This window comes from Ruegeria sp. THAF57 (assembly GCF_903914075.1).
GTDB lineage: Bacteria > Pseudomonadota > Alphaproteobacteria > Rhodobacterales > Rhodobacteraceae > Ruegeria.
Genome location: NZ_CAIWNQ010000002.1, coordinates 509,563 through 529,322, shown reverse-complemented (window position 1 = coordinate 529,322; position 19,760 = coordinate 509,563). Strand labels below are relative to the sequence as shown.

At 57.4% G+C, this 19,760-nt stretch carries 18 protein-coding genes and 1 tRNA gene; 11 read left to right on the top strand and 8 right to left on the bottom strand.

Annotated elements, in window-relative coordinates:
* The first annotated feature begins 33 nt into the window (after positions 1-33).
* Genes RUESEDTHA_RS06635 through RUESEDTHA_RS06620 form a run of 4 tightly spaced genes read left to right on the top strand, consistent with a single transcriptional unit; the run spans position 34 to position 4,773 of the window.
* Complete coding sequence (locus RUESEDTHA_RS06635) at positions 34-1,266, top strand: carbohydrate ABC transporter permease (RefSeq protein ID WP_180885465.1); 1,233 nt, start codon at positions 34-36, stop codon at positions 1,264-1,266.
* A complete protein-coding gene (locus RUESEDTHA_RS06630; protein ID WP_180885463.1) occupies positions 1,266-2,474 on the top strand; it encodes a carbohydrate ABC transporter permease in 1,209 nt (402 codons plus the stop codon). The genes RUESEDTHA_RS06635 and RUESEDTHA_RS06630 overlap by 1 nt, the downstream gene beginning before the upstream one ends.
* Before the next feature lie 5 nt (positions 2,475-2,479).
* Positions 2,480-3,727: a hypothetical protein gene (locus RUESEDTHA_RS06625; RefSeq protein WP_370456765.1), complete on the top strand. Its 1,248-nt coding sequence runs from the start codon at positions 2,480-2,482 to the stop codon at positions 3,725-3,727.
* Positions 3,727-4,773 carry an ABC transporter ATP-binding protein gene (locus RUESEDTHA_RS06620; protein WP_180885459.1) on the top strand — a complete coding sequence of 349 codons (1,047 nt, stop codon included), beginning with the start codon at positions 3,727-3,729 and terminating at the stop codon, positions 4,771-4,773. The genes RUESEDTHA_RS06625 and RUESEDTHA_RS06620 overlap by 1 nt, the downstream gene beginning before the upstream one ends.
* 91 nt (positions 4,774-4,864) lie before the next feature.
* Here RUESEDTHA_RS06620 and RUESEDTHA_RS06615 read toward each other — a convergent pair whose 3' ends face one another.
* The 3 genes from RUESEDTHA_RS06615 to RUESEDTHA_RS06605 all read right to left on the bottom strand — a co-directional run bounded on the left by RUESEDTHA_RS06615 (position 4,865) and on the right by RUESEDTHA_RS06605 (position 8,229).
* A complete protein-coding gene (locus tag RUESEDTHA_RS06615; RefSeq protein WP_180885457.1) occupies positions 4,865-5,887 on the bottom strand; it encodes an aspartate-semialdehyde dehydrogenase in 1,023 nt (340 codons plus the stop codon).
* Between the two features lie 111 nt (positions 5,888-5,998).
* Positions 5,999-7,033, bottom strand: coding sequence for a glycosyltransferase family 4 protein (locus tag RUESEDTHA_RS06610; RefSeq protein WP_180885455.1), 1,035 nt, complete (start codon positions 7,031-7,033; stop codon positions 5,999-6,001).
* A 23-nt stretch (positions 7,034-7,056) separates the two neighbouring features.
* Complete coding sequence (locus tag RUESEDTHA_RS06605; RefSeq protein WP_180885454.1) at positions 7,057-8,229, bottom strand: MFS transporter; 1,173 nt, start codon at positions 8,227-8,229, stop codon at positions 7,057-7,059.
* Between the two features lie 142 nt (positions 8,230-8,371).
* On the opposite strand from RUESEDTHA_RS06605, the gene RUESEDTHA_RS06600 reads away from it, so the two are divergent.
* On the top strand, positions 8,372-9,514 hold the full coding sequence (locus RUESEDTHA_RS06600) for a DUF3095 domain-containing protein (RefSeq protein ID WP_180885452.1): 1,143 nt from the start codon (positions 8,372-8,374) through the stop codon (positions 9,512-9,514).
* 4 nt (positions 9,515-9,518) lie between these two features.
* Here RUESEDTHA_RS06600 and RUESEDTHA_RS06595 read toward each other — a convergent pair whose 3' ends face one another.
* Positions 9,519-10,289: an HpcH/HpaI aldolase/citrate lyase family protein gene (locus RUESEDTHA_RS06595; protein WP_180885450.1), complete on the bottom strand. Its 771-nt coding sequence runs from the start codon at positions 10,287-10,289 to the stop codon at positions 9,519-9,521.
* 237 nt (positions 10,290-10,526) lie between these two features.
* On the opposite strand from RUESEDTHA_RS06595, the gene hpaR reads away from it, so the two are divergent.
* Together hpaR and RUESEDTHA_RS06585 are read left to right on the top strand one after the other, a co-directional pair.
* Positions 10,527-10,955, top strand: coding sequence for a homoprotocatechuate degradation operon regulator HpaR (gene hpaR, locus RUESEDTHA_RS06590; RefSeq protein ID WP_171123943.1), 429 nt, complete (start codon positions 10,527-10,529; stop codon positions 10,953-10,955).
* Between the two features lie 112 nt (positions 10,956-11,067).
* A complete protein-coding gene (locus RUESEDTHA_RS06585) occupies positions 11,068-11,757 on the top strand; it encodes a fumarylacetoacetate hydrolase family protein (RefSeq protein WP_180885448.1) in 690 nt (229 codons plus the stop codon).
* Between the two features lie 3 nt (positions 11,758-11,760).
* Here the strand turns inward: RUESEDTHA_RS06585 and RUESEDTHA_RS06580 are convergent, their stop codons facing one another.
* Together RUESEDTHA_RS06580 and RUESEDTHA_RS06575 are read right to left on the bottom strand one after the other, a co-directional pair.
* Entirely contained in the window at positions 11,761-12,972 is a 1,212-nt protein-coding gene (locus tag RUESEDTHA_RS06580) for a winged helix-turn-helix domain-containing protein (protein WP_180885446.1), read from the bottom strand.
* 4 nt (positions 12,973-12,976) lie between these two features.
* The gene (locus tag RUESEDTHA_RS06575) at positions 12,977-14,002 is read right to left on the bottom strand and encodes a LacI family DNA-binding transcriptional regulator (protein ID WP_171124211.1); all 1,026 of its coding nucleotides are present in this window, start codon (positions 14,000-14,002) and stop codon (positions 12,977-12,979) included.
* A gap of 114 nt (positions 14,003-14,116) precedes the next feature.
* On the opposite strand from RUESEDTHA_RS06575, the gene RUESEDTHA_RS06570 reads away from it, so the two are divergent.
* Positions 14,117-14,193 (top strand) — tRNA-Arg (locus RUESEDTHA_RS06570).
* Between the two features lie 120 nt (positions 14,194-14,313).
* On the opposite strand, the gene RUESEDTHA_RS06565 is transcribed toward RUESEDTHA_RS06570, so the two are convergent.
* The gene (locus tag RUESEDTHA_RS06565; RefSeq protein WP_180885444.1) at positions 14,314-14,898 is read right to left on the bottom strand and encodes a TetR/AcrR family transcriptional regulator; all 585 of its coding nucleotides are present in this window, start codon (positions 14,896-14,898) and stop codon (positions 14,314-14,316) included.
* Positions 14,899-15,184: 286 nt separating this feature from the next.
* On the opposite strand from RUESEDTHA_RS06565, the gene RUESEDTHA_RS06560 reads away from it, so the two are divergent.
* The 3 genes from RUESEDTHA_RS06560 to RUESEDTHA_RS06550 all read left to right on the top strand — a co-directional run bounded on the left by RUESEDTHA_RS06560 (position 15,185) and on the right by RUESEDTHA_RS06550 (position 17,439).
* Entirely contained in the window at positions 15,185-15,865 is a 681-nt protein-coding gene (locus RUESEDTHA_RS06560; RefSeq protein WP_180885935.1) for a type 1 glutamine amidotransferase domain-containing protein, read from the top strand.
* 98 nt (positions 15,866-15,963) lie between these two features.
* A complete protein-coding gene (locus RUESEDTHA_RS06555; protein ID WP_180885443.1) occupies positions 15,964-16,374 on the top strand; it encodes a DoxX family protein in 411 nt (136 codons plus the stop codon).
* 30 nt (positions 16,375-16,404) lie between these two features.
* The gene (locus RUESEDTHA_RS06550; RefSeq protein ID WP_180885441.1) at positions 16,405-17,439 is read left to right on the top strand and encodes an NADP-dependent oxidoreductase; all 1,035 of its coding nucleotides are present in this window, start codon (positions 16,405-16,407) and stop codon (positions 17,437-17,439) included.
* A 149-nt stretch (positions 17,440-17,588) separates the two neighbouring features.
* Here RUESEDTHA_RS06550 and RUESEDTHA_RS06545 read toward each other — a convergent pair whose 3' ends face one another.
* Complete coding sequence (locus RUESEDTHA_RS06545; RefSeq protein ID WP_180885439.1) at positions 17,589-19,373, bottom strand: ABC transporter ATP-binding protein; 1,785 nt, start codon at positions 19,371-19,373, stop codon at positions 17,589-17,591.
* Positions 19,374-19,760: the final 387 nt, after the last annotated feature.

Below are 19,760 nucleotides of genomic sequence, written 5' to 3'. Positions count from 1 at the left end.
GCGCCGCTGCACCTAACCCTCTGAGGTCCACTCATGTCTTCGGCCACCCCACCGACCGGAACCGGGGCGCTTGCCAAACGCGAGGCGCGTCTGGCCTGGGCGCTGCTTTCTCCGACCGTTATCAGTGTATCGCTTGTGGTGATCCTGCCCTTGCTGGCGATCTTCTGGATCAGTTTCAAGCCGTTTACCTTGGCTGATCTGCGCCCTCCCGCGCCTGTTGTGCGCGAAAGCCTGCGCGGATCAGGTGAGGAACTGCGGATCGAATACCGCGTACGCAATTCAAGTCAGGAAATCGCAATAGAAGGCGTGACCGTGACTGATGTGCTGCCCGATGGCGTAACGGCGGGCGAAGTTTCGGCCCCTTGCGTGCTGAACGGGCCGGATTTGTTCTGTGATTTCGGCACTCTGGAAGGAGGTCAGCGCGAACGCATTCGAATTCCGGTCACCGTGGACGGAGACCCTGACTCCTTTGAAGACGCGATCGAAGGGTCCGAACCCGGCGTCACTGGCAGCGGCCCAAGCGTTCTGACCAATTTCGAGTTTAGCCTTGAAAACTATGCCCGTGTTTTTGACGGGGATGAGTTCTGGGGCGTTCTATGGGTCACGCTGTTCTACACGGTTTTTGGCACCATCGGAGCCTTGGTGATGGGGCTGTTTGCGGCTCTATTGCTGAACAAAAGTTTCAAAGGTCAGGGTATCATCCGGGGGCTTTACCTGTTTCCCTACGTCGCCCCGGTGATCGCGGTGGCCTTTACATGGGTTACGCTGTTTGACCCGTTCTCAGGCTCGGCCAATGCATTGCTGGTGCAAATGGGGCTAAGCAGCGAGCCGATCAATTTCTTCGGCGAGCGGCCTTTGGCGTTGATCATGGTCACTGTGTTTGAGATTTGGCGCTATTTTCCGTTATCCTTCCTGTTCATTTTGGCGCGGATGCAATCCATCGACTCCAGCATGTATGAGGCGGCGGATATGGACGGGGCGTCGCCCTTCCAGAAGTTCTGGCTGCTGAGCATCCCGCAACTACTGGGCATCCTGTCGGTGCTGTTCCTCCTGCGCTTTATCTGGACGTTCAACAAGTTCGACGACATCTTCCTGCTGACCGGCGGCAATGCGGGCACCCGCACGCTGACTGTGAATGTCTATGAACAGGCATTCGCGATTTCCAATATTGGGGCAGGCGCAGCGGTGGCCGTTGTGATCCTGATGTGCCTGATCGCCTTCAGCTTTGTCTTCTTTCGCTTCATTAGCCGAGAGGAGGGCCTGTGATGCGCAAAGGATATATCACCGGCCCGGTTCTGGGCGCGATCTGGCTGGTTGTGATTGCCACAACGGTCGCCATCACAATGTCCTTCTCGACTGGGGCGGCGTTTCGTCCGCAGATCTTGCTCTGCTTGATCTGGGGCGCGGTGGCCGGGCTGATCTACGTCCGGTTTCCGGCACATCGCGCACCGGCGCGGTTGGGTATCTCGTCCGTGTTGGGCTTGTCCGCTCTGACCGGCTTCGGGCCTGTACTGATCGGTTCGGATACGTCTTTGCAGGCTGTGCTGATCACGGCTCTTGCCATGGCCATCGTCACGCATCTGTCGCTGGCGGCGATCCTACGGGACACGCCTTTTGGGGAGCTCACCCGCCACGAATTTGAAGACGCCGTGATCCGGTTCTGCACCGGGTTTGGCTACATCTTCTTCACCGCTATCGTCGTCATCCCCTTTTATGTCATGGTGATGACCAGCCTGAAATCGCAACAGGCCCTGTTGCAGAACCCTTTGGATTTCTCAGTCGACCTGTCGCAGGGCTGGGCGCTGTTTCGCAGCTATTCCGAGCTGTTCCGCGACTTCAATTTCGGCACTTACCTGTGGACCTCGTTCTATGTGTCGGTCCTGACGGTGTTCATCACCCTGTTGTTCAGCGTTCCCGGCGCCTATGCCGTCGCGCGATTTCGGTTCAAAGGGCAAAAGGCGTTCTCACGCTCGATCCTGCTGATTTACATGGTGCCGATGATCGTTCTGGCGCTGCCGATCTATATCGCCTTCTCGCTGACCGGTCTGCGCAACTCGATCCTGGGCATCGTCATGATCTACCCGGTCACCACGATCCCGGTCGCGCTTTATATGCTGCAAGGGTATTTTCGCGGGCTTCCGACCGAGGTGGAAGAGGCCGGCCTGATGGATGGCCTGTCGCGGCTGGCGGTGATCTGGAAGATCACCCTGCCGCTAAGCCTGCCAGCGCTGGCGTCGGTGTCGCTTTATGTCTTCATGATTGCGTGGAATGAATTCCTGCTGGCCTTCATGCTGCTAGACGACCCGTCGAAATTCACCCTGACCCGAGGTGTCACGATGCTGAACTCCTCGGAGATTCCCCGCCAACACCTTATGGCCGGTGCGGTGATTGCCACCGTTCCGATCATGGCCCTGTTTCTGGGGCTTGAACGTTTCATGACCAAGGGCCTGACGGCAGGCTCGGTCAAAGGATGACTGACATGAACTACTACACCACGCCGAGTGAATCGGCCCGCAACATCCTGATTGCCAATGACAGGGGCGGCTACACGATCCCCACCAGTGGCCTGTATCCCTACCAATGGAACTGGGACAGCGCGGTTGCCGCGCTGGGTTTTGCCGAGTTCGACATCAACCGCGCATGGGTTGAGCTTGAGACGCTGTTCTCGGGTCAATGGGCGGATGGCATGGTTCCGCATATCCTGTTTCACAAGCCCGATCCGGGCTATTTTCCGGGGCCGGACGTGTGGGGCGGAACGGGACCGATCCCCTCTTCGGGGATCATTCAACCCCCATTGGCGGCAACAATGGCTCGGCGCGTATTGGATATGGACCCGGTGTCTGGAAAAGAACGGATGCGGGCGCTGTTCCCCAAGATGCTGGCCTGGCACCGGTGGATCAAGGCGTGGCGGCTGGACGATCACGGCGCGGTCTGCACCACCCACCCGTGGGAGGCCGGGCGAGACAATGCCCCCGACTGGGACAATACGATGGCGGCGATTGATGCCTCGGACGTGGGTGAATATCAGCGCCGCGATACCAGCCATGTCAACAGCGCCGACCGTCCGACGAAATACGACTACGACCGCTACATCAAACTGGTGAATATCGGCCGTGAGGCGGGATGGGATCAGGCCAAGCTGCTGGAGCTGAACCCGTTCCGCGTGGCCGACCCGACCATGAGCTTCACCACCCTGCGCGCTGCCCGCGATCTGCTGGCCGTGAGCAATGATCTCGGGCTTGAGGCTGATGGTCTCAGCGCCGATATTGACCGGCTTGAGGCCGGTGCGCGGTCTCTTTGGAATGAGGGGCTGGGCGCGTTTGATGCGAGGGATGCGCATACTGGCGAATGGGCAGAAAGTGTCTCTAACGCAAGTTATTTGTGCTGGTACGCGGGAATTGAATCGGCCCGAATGCTGGAACGGGTCAAGACGGTTCTGACCACGGTGCCGCACCCCATTCCCAGCTATGACCCCCACATGCCTAAATTCGACGAACGCCGATACTGGCGCGGCCCAACATGGGCGTTCATGAACATGCTGACCGGCTTTGGACTGGCTGAAATGGGCCACGGGGTCGAGGCCGAAGCCCTGCGCCTGAAAACCGCGCGCCTGATCGCCGGACATGGCTTTGCCGAGTATTTTGATCCGCTCACCGGAGGTCCCGCAGGTGGCAATTCATTCACATGGACCGCCGCCGTTTGGCTGCACTGGGCAGGGAGGAACTGATGGGCAGCATCGAACTCAAAAGCGTCGAGAAATGGTTCGGCGAGGTGCAGGTGATCAAAGGGATCGACCTGCAGATTCAAGAAGGCGAGTTTGTCGTCTTTGTCGGCCCCTCGGGATGCGGCAAGTCCACGCTGTTGCGCATGATCGGCGGGCTCGAGGACATCTCGCGCGGGGGGCTTTTGATCAACGGGGCGGACGTGACCGACCACCCGCCCTCGAAACGGGGGCTGACGATGGTGTTTCAGTCCTACGCGCTGTATCCCCATTTGACGGTGGCCGAGAATATGGGGTTCTCGTTGAAAGTGGCGGGTGTGTCCAAGGCCGATATCGCCGAGCGTGTCGGAAAAGCGGCTGAAGTCCTCAAGTTAGAGCCTTACTTGGAGCGTCGTCCCAAGGATCTGTCCGGTGGACAGCGTCAGCGCGTGGCCATCGGTCGGTCCATCGTGCGCGACCCGACCGCGTTCCTGTTTGACGAACCCCTGTCCAACCTCGATGCCGCCCTTCGGGTCGAAATGCGCTATGAGATTGCCAAGCTGCATCAAAGCCTGAACCGGACCATGATCTACGTGACCCACGATCAGGTCGAGGCGATGACATTGGCCGACCGTATCGTGGTGCTGGAGTTCGGCAAGATCGCGCAGGTCGGCACCCCGCGCGAACTGTATGAACGCCCGGCCAACCTGTTTGTGGCGCAGTTTATCGGCAGCCCGAAAATGAACGTCCTGCCCTGCACCGTGGCCGGGGATCAGTTCCGCTTGGAAAACGGCGGCAGCGGTCCCTTTGATCGGACGGGCGAGGCGACACGGCTGGGCATCCGCCCTGAACATATCAGCGTGGTCGAGCCTGGCGCAGGCCACAGCGATGGCGTGGTCGAAGTTGTCGAATACCTTGGCGCCGACATGTTCATCATCGTCGATTGCGGCACCGAAGAAAAAGTCACCGTCCGCCTTGGGGGAGATACCGAAATCAAAGCCGGGGCGCAGATCGGTCTGCACTTTGCCCCCGAGAAATTGCAGTTCTTTGACGCAGAGGGGCAGGCTTTGTGAGCAGATCGTTTCACGCCTAGGCTCAATCGGGCGACAAAAAACCCCGCTGCAAAAACAGCGGGGTTTCCAAAGCCTTGCTTTTTGATTGACCTCAGCCCTTTTTCAGAACCTCACGGCCTAGGAGTTCGGCGATCTGCACAGCATTCAGGGCCGCGCCCTTGCGTAGGTTGTCCGAAACGCACCACAGGTTGATGCCGTTCTCGATGGTCGAATCCTGACGGATGCGGCTGATGAACGTGGCGAAATCGCCCGCGCATTCGATGGGTGAGACGTAGCCGCCGTCTTCGCGCTTGTCGATCACCATGATGCCTGGGGCCTCGCGCAGGATGTCGCGGGCCTCATCCTCGTCCAGGAATTCCTCGAACTCGATATTCACGGCCTCGGAATGGCCAACGAACACCGGAACGCGGACGCAGGTTGCTGTGACCTTGATCGACGGGTCGACGATCTTTTTGGTCTCGACCACCATCTTCCACTCTTCCTTGGTCGAGCCGTCTTCCATGAAGACGTCGATCTGCGGAATCACGTTGAAGGCGATCTGTTTTTGGAACTTCTTCGGCTCAACCTCGGTGGTGGGGTTGTAGATGGCCTTGGTCTGATCCCAAAGCTCATCCATACCGTCTTTACCCGCGCCCGACACCGACTGATAGGTCGAGACGACAACGCGCTTGATCTTGGCGCGGTCATGCAGAGGCTTCAGCGCGACAACCATCTGTGCGGTCGAGCAGTTGGGGTTGGCGATGATGTTCTTGTTTTTATAGTCGTGGATCGCCTGCGGGTTACATTCCGGCACGATCAGCGGAATGTCGGGGTCGTAGCGATAGAGCGAGCTGTTGTCGATCACCACGCAACCCGCCGCAGCCGCCTTGGGCGCATAGACCTTGGTTGCGTCCGAGCCGATGGCAAACAGCGCCATGTCCCAGCCGGTGAAGTCGAAGGTGTCGATGTCCTGGGTGGTCAGTGTCTTGTCGCCAAAGCTTACTTCAGTACCCAGCGAACGACGGCTTGCCAGAACAGCAAGTTCATCGACGGGGAACTGGCGTTCCGCCAGAATGTTCAGCATTTCGCGGCCCACGTTACCCGTGGCGCCGGCGACAACGACGCGATAGCCCATTTCATGTCTCCAAAGTTAAGGACGCGCGTTCATAGCCGCGTTGCAGCAAAGAAAAAAGAGTTTTCGGGGCATATTTCACCCAATGACACCGATTTGACGCGGCGCATCGCCTCAGTTTTCGGTCAGAAGCCGTTCATAGAGGGCAACAAGGGTCTTTGCCTCGCCGTTGATGTCGAAATTCTGTTCGACATGGGCACGGGCGGCGAGGCCGGATTTGGCGAGGGAATCGCGGTTCTCCAGCATTTGCGCGCTGGCTTCAACCATGGCGGGGATGTCGCCCGGCGGGATGATACCGCCAAGGCTTGGGTCGGTGACGATTTCCGAGAACGCACCGACGTCAGTGGCGACAACTGGCACACCGCAGGCCATCGCTTCCAATGGGGTGAGGCCGAACCCTTCCCACCGCTGCGGAGCGATGAACAGGTCCAACACCTGATACCATTCGGCGATCTGGTCGACGGTGACTTCGGGCATGAACAGGATGCGGTCGGACAGGCCCGCTGCCGCGACCTTGTCTTTCAGCTCGGCCAGAAAAGCGGTGTGCTTTTCCGTGGCGCGACCCATGACGATGCCGTGGGCGTCATCGAACTGACCACACAGCTCGATCATCGCATCGACAAAAGCGTCGGTGCCTTTCTGGTGACGGATGCGGCCATAGCAGCCCAGCAACAGACCACCCGGCAGACCCAGGCGGGCACGAATAGCCGCCTTATCCTCGGGCGGGGTGAAATCTTGCAGGTTGATGCCGTGCATGATGACCTGCGCGTCGCGCTCCAGATATCCGGCGGTCTTTCGCGAGGTGGCGACCACGGCATCCATCTTGCCGATCAGCCATTTGGTATAGCCCGAATGGCTGCGCTGCGAGGCGCTAGTGAACAGCAGCCTCAGCCGCAGCCGCAGGATGTTGCGCAGGAACAGGCCCAACAGCATCTCGGTATTGCGGCGCGCGTGCCAGACCCGCAGGGTTTTGCGCGACAGAAAAGGCAGACGGCCCAGCGGGATATGCGGGATGTCAGCCGGCAGGCCGGGGCCGGTGGCGGCGATATCGATCCATTGCGCCTGCAGCGGCACCAGCCGCGCAATCGTCGCCGTTACGCCTGAAAGCCTGCGTTTCAGATTGGGGGCGATAACGCGCGGGTCGGACATGGTTGCTCCTGACGGTTTCAGCGTCAGTCGACGCTGTCCCGGCTGAATAGATAGATCACGCAGCCAATGGCAAGCGTGGCCGCGAAAAAGCCGAATATTGCTGTGTAGGGTGCGCTTGGGCTGATGTCCACTGTGGCGGCATGGATACGTCCGGTGACGAACTGCGCAAAGCCGACACCACCGATCCCGAACAGGTTCAGCAGGGTTACGCCTCGGCCCACAAGATGTGGCGGTACAAAGGCGCGGCCATGCGCCATGATGACCGGAAAGCTGGCCCCCATGAAGCCGATGACCGAAATCAATACGATGGACACCCAGACGCTGTTGTCGATCCACAGGCAAAGCAGTGACAAAGCGATCACCCCCAGCGCATTACCGCCAAAGATCACCCATTTTCGTGTGCCTAAAATCCGGTCGAGCGGCCCATAAGTGAAGGTCCCGGCAATCATTGCGGCACCCATGATCAGCGTTGCTGTACCAATTTGCGTGGTGCTGAGGTCGAAGATGTCGCTCAGGTAAGGTCCGGCCCAAAGCCCGCGCGTGGCCGCCGAAGGCGCGTAGGCCACCAGCATCAAAGGCAGGATCGCCCACAAAGCGGGCTGTTTCAGCAGGTCCAGAACTGAACCCTTGTGGTCTGTCTCAACCCGTTTGGGGTCATGCACGGTGGCCAGAATACCCAGCGCAATCGCGCCCGAGAACAACGCCAGCACCCACATGGTTGCGCGCCAACCCATCAATTCGACGGCAAGTGCGGTGGGATATGAGGCCACCAGATTGCCCACTGACCCGACACCCAGCATCAGCGCGGCCAGCGTCGCAAAACGCGCCGGGGGGAACTCACGCGCGAAGATGTAATAAGACGCCATCAGGACCGGTGAACAGCCAACCCCGATCAGCCCCATCGCGATGGCAACGTGGAAAGGCGTAGAGGCGATTGCGAACAATGCAGCCCCACCGGCACCTCCGATCAGCAATAGCGCGGCGGCCGTCAGGCGCGGTCCGACCCGATCCAGCGCCCAACCCACTGGAAGCTGCATGGCAGCAAAGATCAGAAACCAAAGGCCCGAGGCAAAGGCCAGATCCTCTGGCGTGGCCCCTATGTCGCGGCCAAGATCGACACTGAGAACGGCAAGGAAAGCACGAAAAAATTGGCTGAGCACATAGCCCAGACACAACACCACCAGACCTGCCTTCATGTATCGACCCTCTTCCCCAACGGCTGACTGGCCCTGATTGGCACGTACAATCGCCGCACACAAGCACGTGTGTCGTGACGATTTCACGGGACAGCAACCGCAATCGCACTACACTGAAAGGTGATTTCTGATCGAGGCGATTATGAAAGACGCTCAGGCCGCGTTTTATGACAGTCTTACTTTACTGCGCGACTTTGCCCGGCTTGCCGACCCCGTGCAGTTTTCAGCCCTCCCTGACGATTGGGTCGTCGGGGTGGCGGATATTGTTGATTCAACGGGTGAAATTGCCAAAGGCCGCTACAAGACCGTGAATATGGTCGGCGCTGCGGTCATCTCAGCCATGATCAACGCCATGAAGGGCAGCGACTTCCCCTATGTGTTTGGCGGCGACGGCGCAGGATTTGCCGTCCCCGCAAGTGCGGCTGACGACGCCCGTTCCACGCTGGCTGCCTTGCGGCGCTGGGCCGAGGAAGAATTCGGAATATCTTTGCGCGCCGCGTTGATGCCCGTTGCCGAAATCCGGGCGTCGGATCGAGATTTGCGTGTCGCCCGCTACGCGCCGTCCGATGGCGTGGACTATGCTATGTTCTCGGGCGGTGGGTTGGCCTGGGCCGAGGCGCAGATGAAAGCGGGTGCGTTTGCTGTGCCTGTCGCGGAACCGGGGGCGCAACCGGATCTGACCGGCCTGTCCTGTCGCTGGTCAAATATCAGGGCGGCCCATGGTCAGATCGTGTCTTTGGTGATCGAGCCGACCGCGCACGCGACCGAGAGCGATTTTGCGGATCTGGCGCAGTCCGTTCTGGTCGCCTCAGAAGGATTAGAGCGGGCGGGTCATCCTGTGCCGGTGAACGGCCCGCCAATGAACTGGCCTCCGCCGGGGTTGGATATAGACGCGCATGTGTCGCGACGGGGTCGCAATCTCACTTTGCAAAAACTTGGTTTGCTGGCTCAAAATCTGCTGATTTACCTCTTGTTTAAGGCCGGCCGACCCCTGGGTGACTTCCAGCCCGAACACTATCAGCAGATGGTCAGCCGTAACGCGGATTACAGGAAGTTCGACGACGGATTGAAGATGACACTGGATTGCGACGAGGCGACACTGTTGCAGATCCGGATAATGCTTGAACAGGCCCGTGGACAGGGAAAGATTCGCTATGGTCTGCATGCGCAGGATGAGGCGATGATGACCTGTTTTGTCCCCTCGGCCACGCGCGACGACCATGTTCATTTTATTGACGGCGCATCCGGCGGCTATGCGCAAGCGGCAGCCGCCATGCAGGGCTGATGCGTTATTTTCCTTTCCATTGCGCAGCCAATGCGCGTGCGGCCCGGGTCAGTAACATGACATCAATGCCAACTGCCAGAAACTGCGCGCCCATATCCAGATAGGCTTGGCTGGCCTCGTCCGTTGTGCCCAGAATGCCCGGAGCCTTGCCCGCAGCCCTGATCCGCGTCATGGCATCGGCAATCACGGCGCGTACTTCGGGTGCGGTACTGTCACCCTGATGGCCCATATCCGTGGACAAATCCGCAGGTCCGATAAACACGCCGTCGACGCCCTCAACCTTCAGAATCTCGTCCAGAGCGTCGATTCCAGCGCGATTTTCAACCTGAACCAGCAGGCAAATCTGGGCGTCCGCAGTCTGGATGTAATCGGTGGTCGTTCCATACATCGTCGCGCGCGACGCCATGGCCCCGACCCCCCGCACGCCCTGTGGCGGATAGCGGCAGGCACGCACCAGTTCCTGCGCCTGTTGTGCGGATTCAACCATGGGAACAAGAATGGTCTGCGCCCCGGCGTCTAGGACCATCTTGATTAATGCTGTGTCGCCCACGGGCACCCGGACAACGGGATGGGTGGGACTGGATGACAACGCCATGAGCTGATCGCGCACAGACCGGATGTCGTTTGGCGCATGTTCTCCGTCAATCACCAGCCAGTCGAACCCGGCAGTGCCCATGATTTCGGCCGTGACGGCCTCGGCAAAGCTGCTCCAACAGCCGATCAATCTGTCGCCATTTTGCAAATCCTGCTTAAAGGTGTTTGTAGGGGCGGGCATGTTGGAACCTTTTCATCAGTGATGTGGCAAGTGCGGTGATCGAACCTTGAGAGCATCATTCCCAGTGGTTCCGAGTTTGACCAGCCCAAAAGCGAAGGACAGATCACCGTTCGCAACGGTTCGCGCTGTCCCCATCGCGTCAGCGCTCATCAATAATCTGAATCAGTCTCTGAATAAGGCGTATTTAATAGACTTCGGCTGAGTTGCAGTCTGATGAGATTTCGTCCAAGATTCCTTATGCCCAATGACTTTCCACTTACGTCACGCTCATTGCCCATAGCATTGCTGCGGGCGCGGGAGCGTGTCATGGGCCCCATTCGCAAAATGCTGTCAGATGCTGGCGTGACTGAACAGCAATGGCGCGTCCTGCGTGTCTTGCAAGAAGAAGGCCCGCAGGAGCCGACACGTATCGCCGAGCGCGCCTGTCTTTTGTTGCCCAGCCTCACGCGGATACTGCAAAAACTGGAAGCTAAGGGTTTGATCCGGCGCAGGGTAAATCCCGGCGATAAGCGCCGTCAGATTGTCGAAGTCACGGCGCAGGGTGAGCGGATAATTCAGGACAATATCGAAGTGATGATACGTCTTGCCGAAGAAATCAAAGACCAACTAGGCCAAAAGCGGCACGAGGCATTGCTGGACCTGTTGAACGAACTGCATGATCTTTAGCCCATTCTCGGGGCTCTGAAGTTAGGATACCATTTCAACAGACGGTTCACCTGCTTGTCCCCAGGGGTTTGTCCTCTAAGATGCGCTGTTGTTGCCAGATAAAGGGGTCGCTATGCCGTTTTCGCTACCAAAACCGCTTGAAATCCCGGTCGAGGGGCTTTCGACCCCTTACCCGTTGGGCCGCGTTTTCTGTGTTGGACGGAATTATGCGGCGCATGCGGCCGAGATGGGCCACGAAGTTGATCGCGAAGCGCCGTTCTATTTCACGAAATCCGCAGCCAATGCGGTTTTGTCCGGTGCCACAGTGCCATTCCCGCCGGGGACAGACAACTTTCATCATGAGATGGAGCTGGCCGTGGCGATCGGTAAACCCGTCTTTCGTGCGTCCCGAGTTGAGGCCGCAGACGCCGTGTATGCCTATGGCTGCGCATTGGACATGACCCGCCGGGACCTGCAGATAAAAGAGCGGAACAAGCAGCGGCCCTGGGATCTGGGCAAAGACCTTGAGAACGGAGCAGTCTTTGGCCCCCTGACATCCGCTGCGGATTGGTCGCCGGATGACGACAAGCGTATCGTTCTAAGCGTGAATGGCGATGTACGTCAGGACGCAACGCTGCACGAGCTGATCTGGAAGATCGACGAAATCATCAGCCATCTTTCAGGCTATTACCATCTGCGCCCCGGTGATCTGATCATGACGGGCACTCCGGCGGGCGTTGGGCCGGTGCAAGCCGGTGACAGGCTGGAGGGTACGATTGACGGCTTGCAACCCATAAGCTTGACCCTCTCTGCGGCAGAATAGACCCTAAACAGGGTCCTTTAGCCAGTTTTCCGCAAACTCTACGCGGTCAAGATCGGTCAATCTGCGCACCCGGTCGAGCTCGGATTCCAACCGACCTGTCCGTGCCGCAGACCAACGGACGGACCGTTCCGGCCACACAGCGCTGACTCGCAATGCACCGTCGTCGCGGTGGGCCTTCATGTCGATGCGACCGATCATTCGGTCACCTTCCAACAGTGGAAACACGTAATAGCCGTAGGTTCGTTTTGGGGCAGGTACGAACACTTCGATCCTGTAGTGAAACCCAAACAGCTTTTCCGCCCGGTTACGATCGCGAAGCATGGGGTCGAACGGACTAAGCACTCGGATACGGCCCGGCGGTTTGTTCAAGTGACCAGTGCTTACCGAACCGGGCCGCGACAGCATCTTACGCATCCGGCCATCGGCACAGGTGACTTCGATTTCTTCCAGCTCTCCTTTTATTAGAGCCTGTTTACACCATTCCCGGGTTTCTGTGGTGCTTACCGTGTCCCAGAACGCGGCCAGCTCGCCCGAGGTTGCAAACCCCAACCGGTCCATCGCCGCATTGCACAACCAATCAACAGTTTCTTCCGGGTCAACCTGCAGCTTTCCAGGGCAAAGATGGTCGTCGATCACACGTTCTGTCAGGTCATAGCGTTTCTGAAATCCCTGTCGCCCAATCACAGTCAACGCCCCGGACCGCCACAGGAACTCCAACGCGGTTTTGGATGGGTGCCAGTCCCACCAGCCGCCCGATCCTTTCTTTTCGTCCTTGCCGACGTCTGACGACGACACTGGCCCGTGGTCACGGATATGCTGCAAGACAGTTTCAAACCGCTGCTCGAACCCGTCCCGGCGCCAGTTCTTCCAACGGGATTTCAACATATCCGCGTCTCGTTGAAACCTGAGGTGCCAATGCCGGTAATACTCCATGGGGATAACTGCGGCGTCATGGGTCCAGTGTTCAAACAATGCCCTGTCGCGTTCGTACAGGTGTTTCAGATTCTTTGGGCGATAGCTGGGCCTGCGTGAAAACAGGATCATGTCATGAGCGCGAGCCACCGTGTTGATGCTGTCCAGTTGCACAAACCCCAACCGCTGAATCAGGTCCAGAAGAGCGGTCCCCTTGGCGCTGCCTGTCGGCGGCTCAAGAAGGGCGTGCCGATCCATGAACACGGCCCGCGCTGTTCGGTTGTCCAGTTGACGAAGCGCCATAAGGTCAGCGTCGTTTCAACGTGTCGCCATAGCTGATCTTGGGTGTCAAGGTCACGCGGGTGTCGACCTCGGCGTTCGGATCGGCAAGTTGCGTGGCGATGATCTCGGCCGCTTTGCGCCCGATCTCCAACCGGCAGGCATCCATCGTGGCCAGCTTGCGCGGCAGACCTTGCAAAAGCTCGACATTATTGAACCCAGCCAAGCCGATCTGGCCGGGCACATCAATGCCTTGATCCAGTAGGTAAAGCAGGCCACCTGCGCCAATCATATCGTTGGAATAATACAGGAAATCCAATTCAGGTGAGCGTTCCAGCATGGCTTGCGTCATCTCGCGCCCCTTGGCCAGTGCCGAGCCACCAGAGTAGAACTCTCGATCCTCGATTTCGATGCCGTGCTTGCCCAGCACTTCGGTGAACCCTTCGAACCGCTTCCGCGCCCGGTGATCCAGCGGCATTTTGGTGCCCATGAACCCGATATGTTCATAGCCAGCCTTGAGGATCGCCTGCGCCATCTCGCGCCCGGCCCGACGGTGCGAAATCCCGACCATCGCGTCCACCGGTTTACCGTCGGTGTCCATGACTTCGACCACTGGAATGCCCGCAGAATCCAGCATGGCGCGGGCCGCGTCCGTGTGCTCCAACCCGGCGATGATCACGCCTGAGGGCCGCCAAGAGAGCATCTCGTACAAAACCTTTTCTTCTTTTTCCGGTAGGTAATCGGTGACGCCGACCACGGGTTGCAACTCGGTATCTTCCAACACCTGATTGATCCCTGTCAGAACTTCCGGGAAGACCATGTTGGACAGCGATGGAATTATGACAGCCACCAGATTGACCCGGCTTGATGCCAATGCCCCCGCGATTTTGTTCGGCACATAGCCCAGTTCTTTTGCAGCGGCCAAGACCCGGGTTCGGGTGGCGTCAGACACATCCCCCCGGTTTCGCAATACCCGACTGACCGTCATCTCGGATACACCGGACGCCTCAGAGACATCACGAAGGGTAAGCGGGCGTTTTGTATCTGTCGTCACTGGGGTACCTGCGTTGTTGTTTTTTGGAATGGTAGCGTGAACAGCGCGCAATTTACAACTGTTGTGCAAAGGCCATGACAACCAGAAAAAACACAGGTAGAGAGAGCCTTGCGCGGCCCCGTGGCTCAACTGGATAGAGCAGCCCCCTCCTAAGGGGCAGGTTGCAGGTTCGAATCCTGCCGGGGTCGCCAGTTTTGCAATGGCTTGTGGGCTTGCAGCGTTGTGCTTAGCCGCTCTTGGCAAGCACCCTTAGGTCAGGTTCGTCCGCAGAAAGGAAAGCCGCCCTCAGACCCAAAACTGTGCGCAGACCCCTAGTTAGACACACCTATACCCAGAGTTTGCCGTGTGTTCGTCAGCACAATTTCAAATGGGTCATGCGATTTGGATATCTTGACCATGATGCTGGCCCCCAACCACAAGTAATACAGACTGGCTGCCACAGCAGTTGGGGTCTGAGACACGCGAAGGGACCCATCTGACACGCCCGCTTGGACGACAGTTGCCAGGCGGGAGATGATACCGTCTGTTCCATTTTTTAATGCGCGTCGCATCGGTTCAGAGAAATCCGATACCTCCGCGCCAAGCTTCACAGCCAGGCACCGGCTTTCGCAATCCTCAAGGCCCTGATTTTCGCGCCAGTTCGAGAAATACAGCATCAACATCTCAGCCGCTGTAAGTCCTTGTTTCGCAAAGAGATGATCCAGATTTGCATGGTAGGATTCAAAATACTCGTTCAGCAATACCACGCCAAACGCATCCTTGGATTCGAAGAAATGATAGAACGAGCCTTTCGGTACACCTGCAGCTTTTAGGATTTCTGCAAGGCCAACGGCGCTGAAACCCTTTTGACCGATCAGGGATTGGCCAGCGGTTACAATGTTAGATCGCGTATTCATCTGCCCCGCCTTCTTACCCGGTTCAGGTCTGTTTCCGTGATAGACGTATAGTCTAATACTCCAGCCGTGAACGTACAATAGGTCGACCAAGAATTGAGATTCTTGGCAAAAGTCTAGTATTTTTGGCCAAGTAGTTAATAAATTAATTACTAGACGACCGGTCTAGTTTGGCGTAGATGAGTCGCCCAAGTCCTCTGTACCGCGATGATCGCATGGGCGTACCCCCGCTCGCGGTGCAGGTGGAATGCACGATCCAACTGAATTGACCCAACTTGGAAAGCAGAACATGAAAATCCTGATGGTACTGACCTCGCATGACAAACTCGGTGAAACCGGACTGAAAACCGGTTTCTGGCTCGAAGAGCTGGCTGCGCCTTACTACGTCTTCAAAGATGCGGGCGCGGAAATCACCTTGGCATCTCCGCTGGGTGGTCAACCTCCGCTTGATCCCAAAAGCGCCGAAGAAGGTTTCCAGACAGATGCGACCCGTAGGTTCGAAGCTGATGCCGATGCCACGGCGCAACTGGCAGACACCGTTAAATTGGCTGCTGTCGCACATGACACATTTGATGCGGTATTTTATCCGGGTGGGCACGGTCCGTTGTGGGATTTGGCCGAAGACGCACAGTCGATTGCCTTGATCGAAGCATTCCATGCGGCTGGAAAACCGGTGTCGCTGGTCTGCCATGCGCCGGGTGTTCTGAAACACGTGAAGGACGGTGACGGCAATCCGCTGGTTGCCGGTAAAAAGGTTACGGGTTTCACCAACACGGAAGAGGAAGCAGTTGAACTGACCGAGATCGTCCCATTCCTGGTTGAGGACATGCTCAAAGGCAATGGGGGCGAGTATTCCTGTGGTGATGATTGGGCGCCCTATGTTCTACAGGACGGCTTGCTGATCACTGGTCAGAACCCGGCCTCTTCTGAAGGCGCTGCTGAAAAACTGATCGCAGCCGTGAATTCGTGATCAAAGGATGGGGCGGCGATCAGCAGCCCCGTCTTTTCGATTCAGGCAGGAAACCTTAGCAAAAATTGCAATTACGTAATTTAGGAAGCCGCTACATCATGAGCATATCACTTGGTCGATGCCTTCTGGCCGTCTATTTCCTCATCCCCGGGCTGATGAAGTTCGCTGCATTTGATATGCATGTTGCGCTGATGCAGCAGCATAACGTCCCCGCGCCAGTGCCGCTGCTGGTGGTGGCCGGAGTTGCCAACATTGCAGGTGCGCTTTTTCTACTGTTCAATCGTTTTGTTCGCGCGGCCAGTTTTGGCCTTGTTGCCTATATCCTTTTGGTGAACTTTTGCCTGCATGACTTTTGGAATTTTGAAGGTGTCAAAGGCCAGCATGAGGTTCAGAATTTTGTCAAAAACCTTGGGATTCTGGCTGGAACACTCATCCTTGCCGGAGCCAGCCCAAAAAGGCCGCTTGATCTGACTTTGCTGTCAAAATCAGACAACGCTTATGCCGCTTGACCCAATAACCAATATCAAAGGGAGAAAAAGATGCCACAATCAGCAGATACCAATCGCCGGATCGTTCTGAACGAACGTCCCGTAGGTTTGCCGGACGAAAACACGCTGCGGATGGAAACCACGGAGGTGCCAACGCCCGGTGAAAACGAAATGCTAATCCGCACGGTCTATCTGTCGCTTGATCCCTACATGCGCGGCCGGATGAACGATGCCAAATCATACGCGGAACCGGTTGCCATTGGCGGCGTCATGACAGCGCAGGTTGTGGGGCAGGTGGTTGCGTCCAATCTGGCGGGGTATGAAGCGGGGGATTACGTTCTGTCCGGCAGCGGTTGGCAGGACTACGCGATTTCTGACGGAACCCAGGTCATCAATCTGGGCAAGACGCCGCAGAACCCGTCCTGGGCCTTGGGCATTCTGGGTATGCCCGGATACACGGCCTATGCAGGTCTTCTGAAAATAGGTGAGCCGAAACCGGGTGAAACCGTTGTTGTTGCCGCTGCTGCGGGGCCAGTGGGTGCAACGGTTGGGCAGATCGCCAAGCTTAAGGGGTGTCGGGTTGTCGGTGTTGCTGGCGGGGCTGAGAAATGCGCTCATGTGGTCGAAAACCTTGGTTTTGACGCCTGCATTGATCATAACGCCGATGATTTTGCAGCCCAGCTCGCCGCGGCGTGTCCAGACGGAATCGACGTGTATTTTGAGAACGTGGCCGGCAAAGTCCTGTACGCCGTGTTGCCCCTGCTGAACCCGTTTGCGCGCATTCCGGTGTGCGGCATCGTTGCCTGGTACAACCTGACCGGCCTGCCCGAAGGCCCGGATATGGGTCCTGCGATCATGGGAACTCTGCTACGGCTAAAGGTCAAAATGCAGGGTTTTATCATCTTCGATAGTTTCCCGCCGTCAGTTTATCAGGAATTCACCCGCGACATGACAGGTTGGATCGAAGACGGGTCAATCAAATACAAGGAACACATGGTCGACGGTCTCGAAAACGCGCCCCAAGCTCTGAACCAATTGCTGCAGGGGGGCAATTTCGGAAAGATGGTAATCAACGTCGCCGCGTGACCTTATCCGGCGGCATCACGAAATTCCGGGGCCAACAGGTGGCCCCGGCAGGACTCGACCTTTGACAGTGGTCTGATTGGGACGTGGCCAAACCGGTCGCGCAGCTTACCTTAGCGGACGGTCCATCGCATCCACAGCGCCAAACGGGTTTATTCCGCCACTTCGGCTTTTGGTTCCCGTTTCTTGAATTGCTCATCAAACAAGCTGCGGAAACTGCCGTTTTTGTGCAGCAGCTCATCAAGGTTGCCTTGTTCGACGACAGCGCCGTCCTGAACAACCATGATCTTGTCGGCCTCCAGAATCGTCGACAGCCGGTGTGCGATCACGATCACCGTGACGTCCTTGGTCAATGCATCCAGTGCTTCTTTGACCAACGACTCGGATTTTGCATCCAGCGCGCTTGTCGCCTCGTCCAGCAGCAGAATCTCGGCTTTGCGCAGGATCGCACGAGCGATCGCGACCCGTTGCTTCTGGCCACCTGATAGGAAGGTGCCGTTTTCACCGACGGGAGTATCGTAGCCTTTGGGCAACTCGCTGATAAAGTCATGCGCATGGGCGGCTTTCGCTGCCGCGATGACCTCTTCATCAGTTGCATCCGGCGCCGAGCAGCGAAGGTTCTCCATGATCGAGGTGGAAAACAGGAAGGTGTCCTGACCAACATAGGAAATCTTGCGTCGCAACGATGAGAAGCTGACATTTCGCAAGTCCTGCCCGTCGATTTCCACACTGCCTTCGTCAGGGTCATAGAAGCGCATGATCAGGCCAAACAGCGTTGACTTGCCGCCGCCGGACTGGCCCACCAGCGCGGTGGTCTTGCGTGCCTCGAACGTCAGGCTCAAGTCGTCGATCACCGGCATCGACCCCTGATACCCAAAGGTCACGTTGCGCAACGCGATCTCACCCGGGCCGTCAAGAAGGTCTTTGGCATCAGGGCTTTCCTGCATCGTGTCTTCCTGATCCAACAGGCTGAACAACAAGCCGACACCGACCATTGCAGTTTCGATCTGGACACGCATTTTGGACAGCCGTTTTGCGGGCTCATAGGCCATAAGCAAAGCGGTGATAAACGACATGAGCTGACCGGCGGTTGGCTGCTCGGTTCCGGCAAGTCCGATTGTGCTGACGATCAGAACACCAGCGACGGCCAAACCCGCAAGAAACTCCATCAACGGGCTGGCGATGGACTGAAGCCGCGCAATGTCGTTGGAACGCTGCTCAACCTTGTGGATGGCGGTATCCATCCGGTTGATCATCTTGTCCTCAAGCGAAAACACCTTGATCACTTTGATCCCGGCGGATGTCTCCTGCAGAACGCGGATGATCTCGGCCAGGGACTTGAACTCAGCCTGCATGATCGACCGGACGCTTTTCAACAGGTAGCGAACGCCCATCAACGCGATGGGGCCGACGATAAAGAACATCACCGACAAAACCGGCTGCTGATACACCATTACGATGACAAGCCCGACCAGCGTCAGGGTGTCGCGGACAAAGCCCGTGACAAGGACGTCGATCAGCTTTCGCGCGGCCTGCGCCCCTTGGGTTGTCCGCATCAACAGGTTTGACGATTCATTTTTGGAAAAGAAGGAAACGCCGTGCCTGAGCAGTTTGCGATATACCTTTTCCTGCTGAACGGCCACGATCCGGTTCCCGGCGCGGGCCAGATAGACCGCCTGAATGTAAGAAGCGACGGCTTTGACCAGGAACAGGCCAATGACGCCCAGCGCGATCAAGTGCGCCCAGCCGCGCATCTCGGGGCTGGTCATCGCATCAACGATGTATTCCATCATGTAGGCGGATCCGGCGGTCGTCACCGCCACGGCAATCATCGCAACAATCGCGACGGCGTATAGTCTACCTTGCGCAAAGAAGCTCTCGCTGATGAGGCGGCCCATATAGCCTGACCGCCATTTGTCCCAGGCGCGCTTAATCATTGCGTTCTCCAGATCGTGAAACTGTGCGCTCGCTCAGATAACCTATAACCGTTCTTCTCTAAAGGGCAGATGAAATGAATTGACCCAACGGTTTGGTCTGACTGTTTGGCGATAGCCCCAGCCAGATAGGTGTCAGGAAAGTTGTCGGCAAGAGTCATTGATGAAAAGAAAAGACGTTTTTGTTGTCAGCATCCGATAAAGCAGTGCAAGGGCGTTTGAAAGATGGGGTGTTTTGAGTGATTCGCGGCAAATTTTAAGTATTTGAAAAAAAATGATAATTTATAATTCCTCGCGCGTGTGTTTTTGCCGCGAACTGCCCATTTTCCCTTTGTTTTTCGTCGCTTGCCTGTACCCATGCCTGGTCGCAAGGTTTGCGGGCGCAAATTT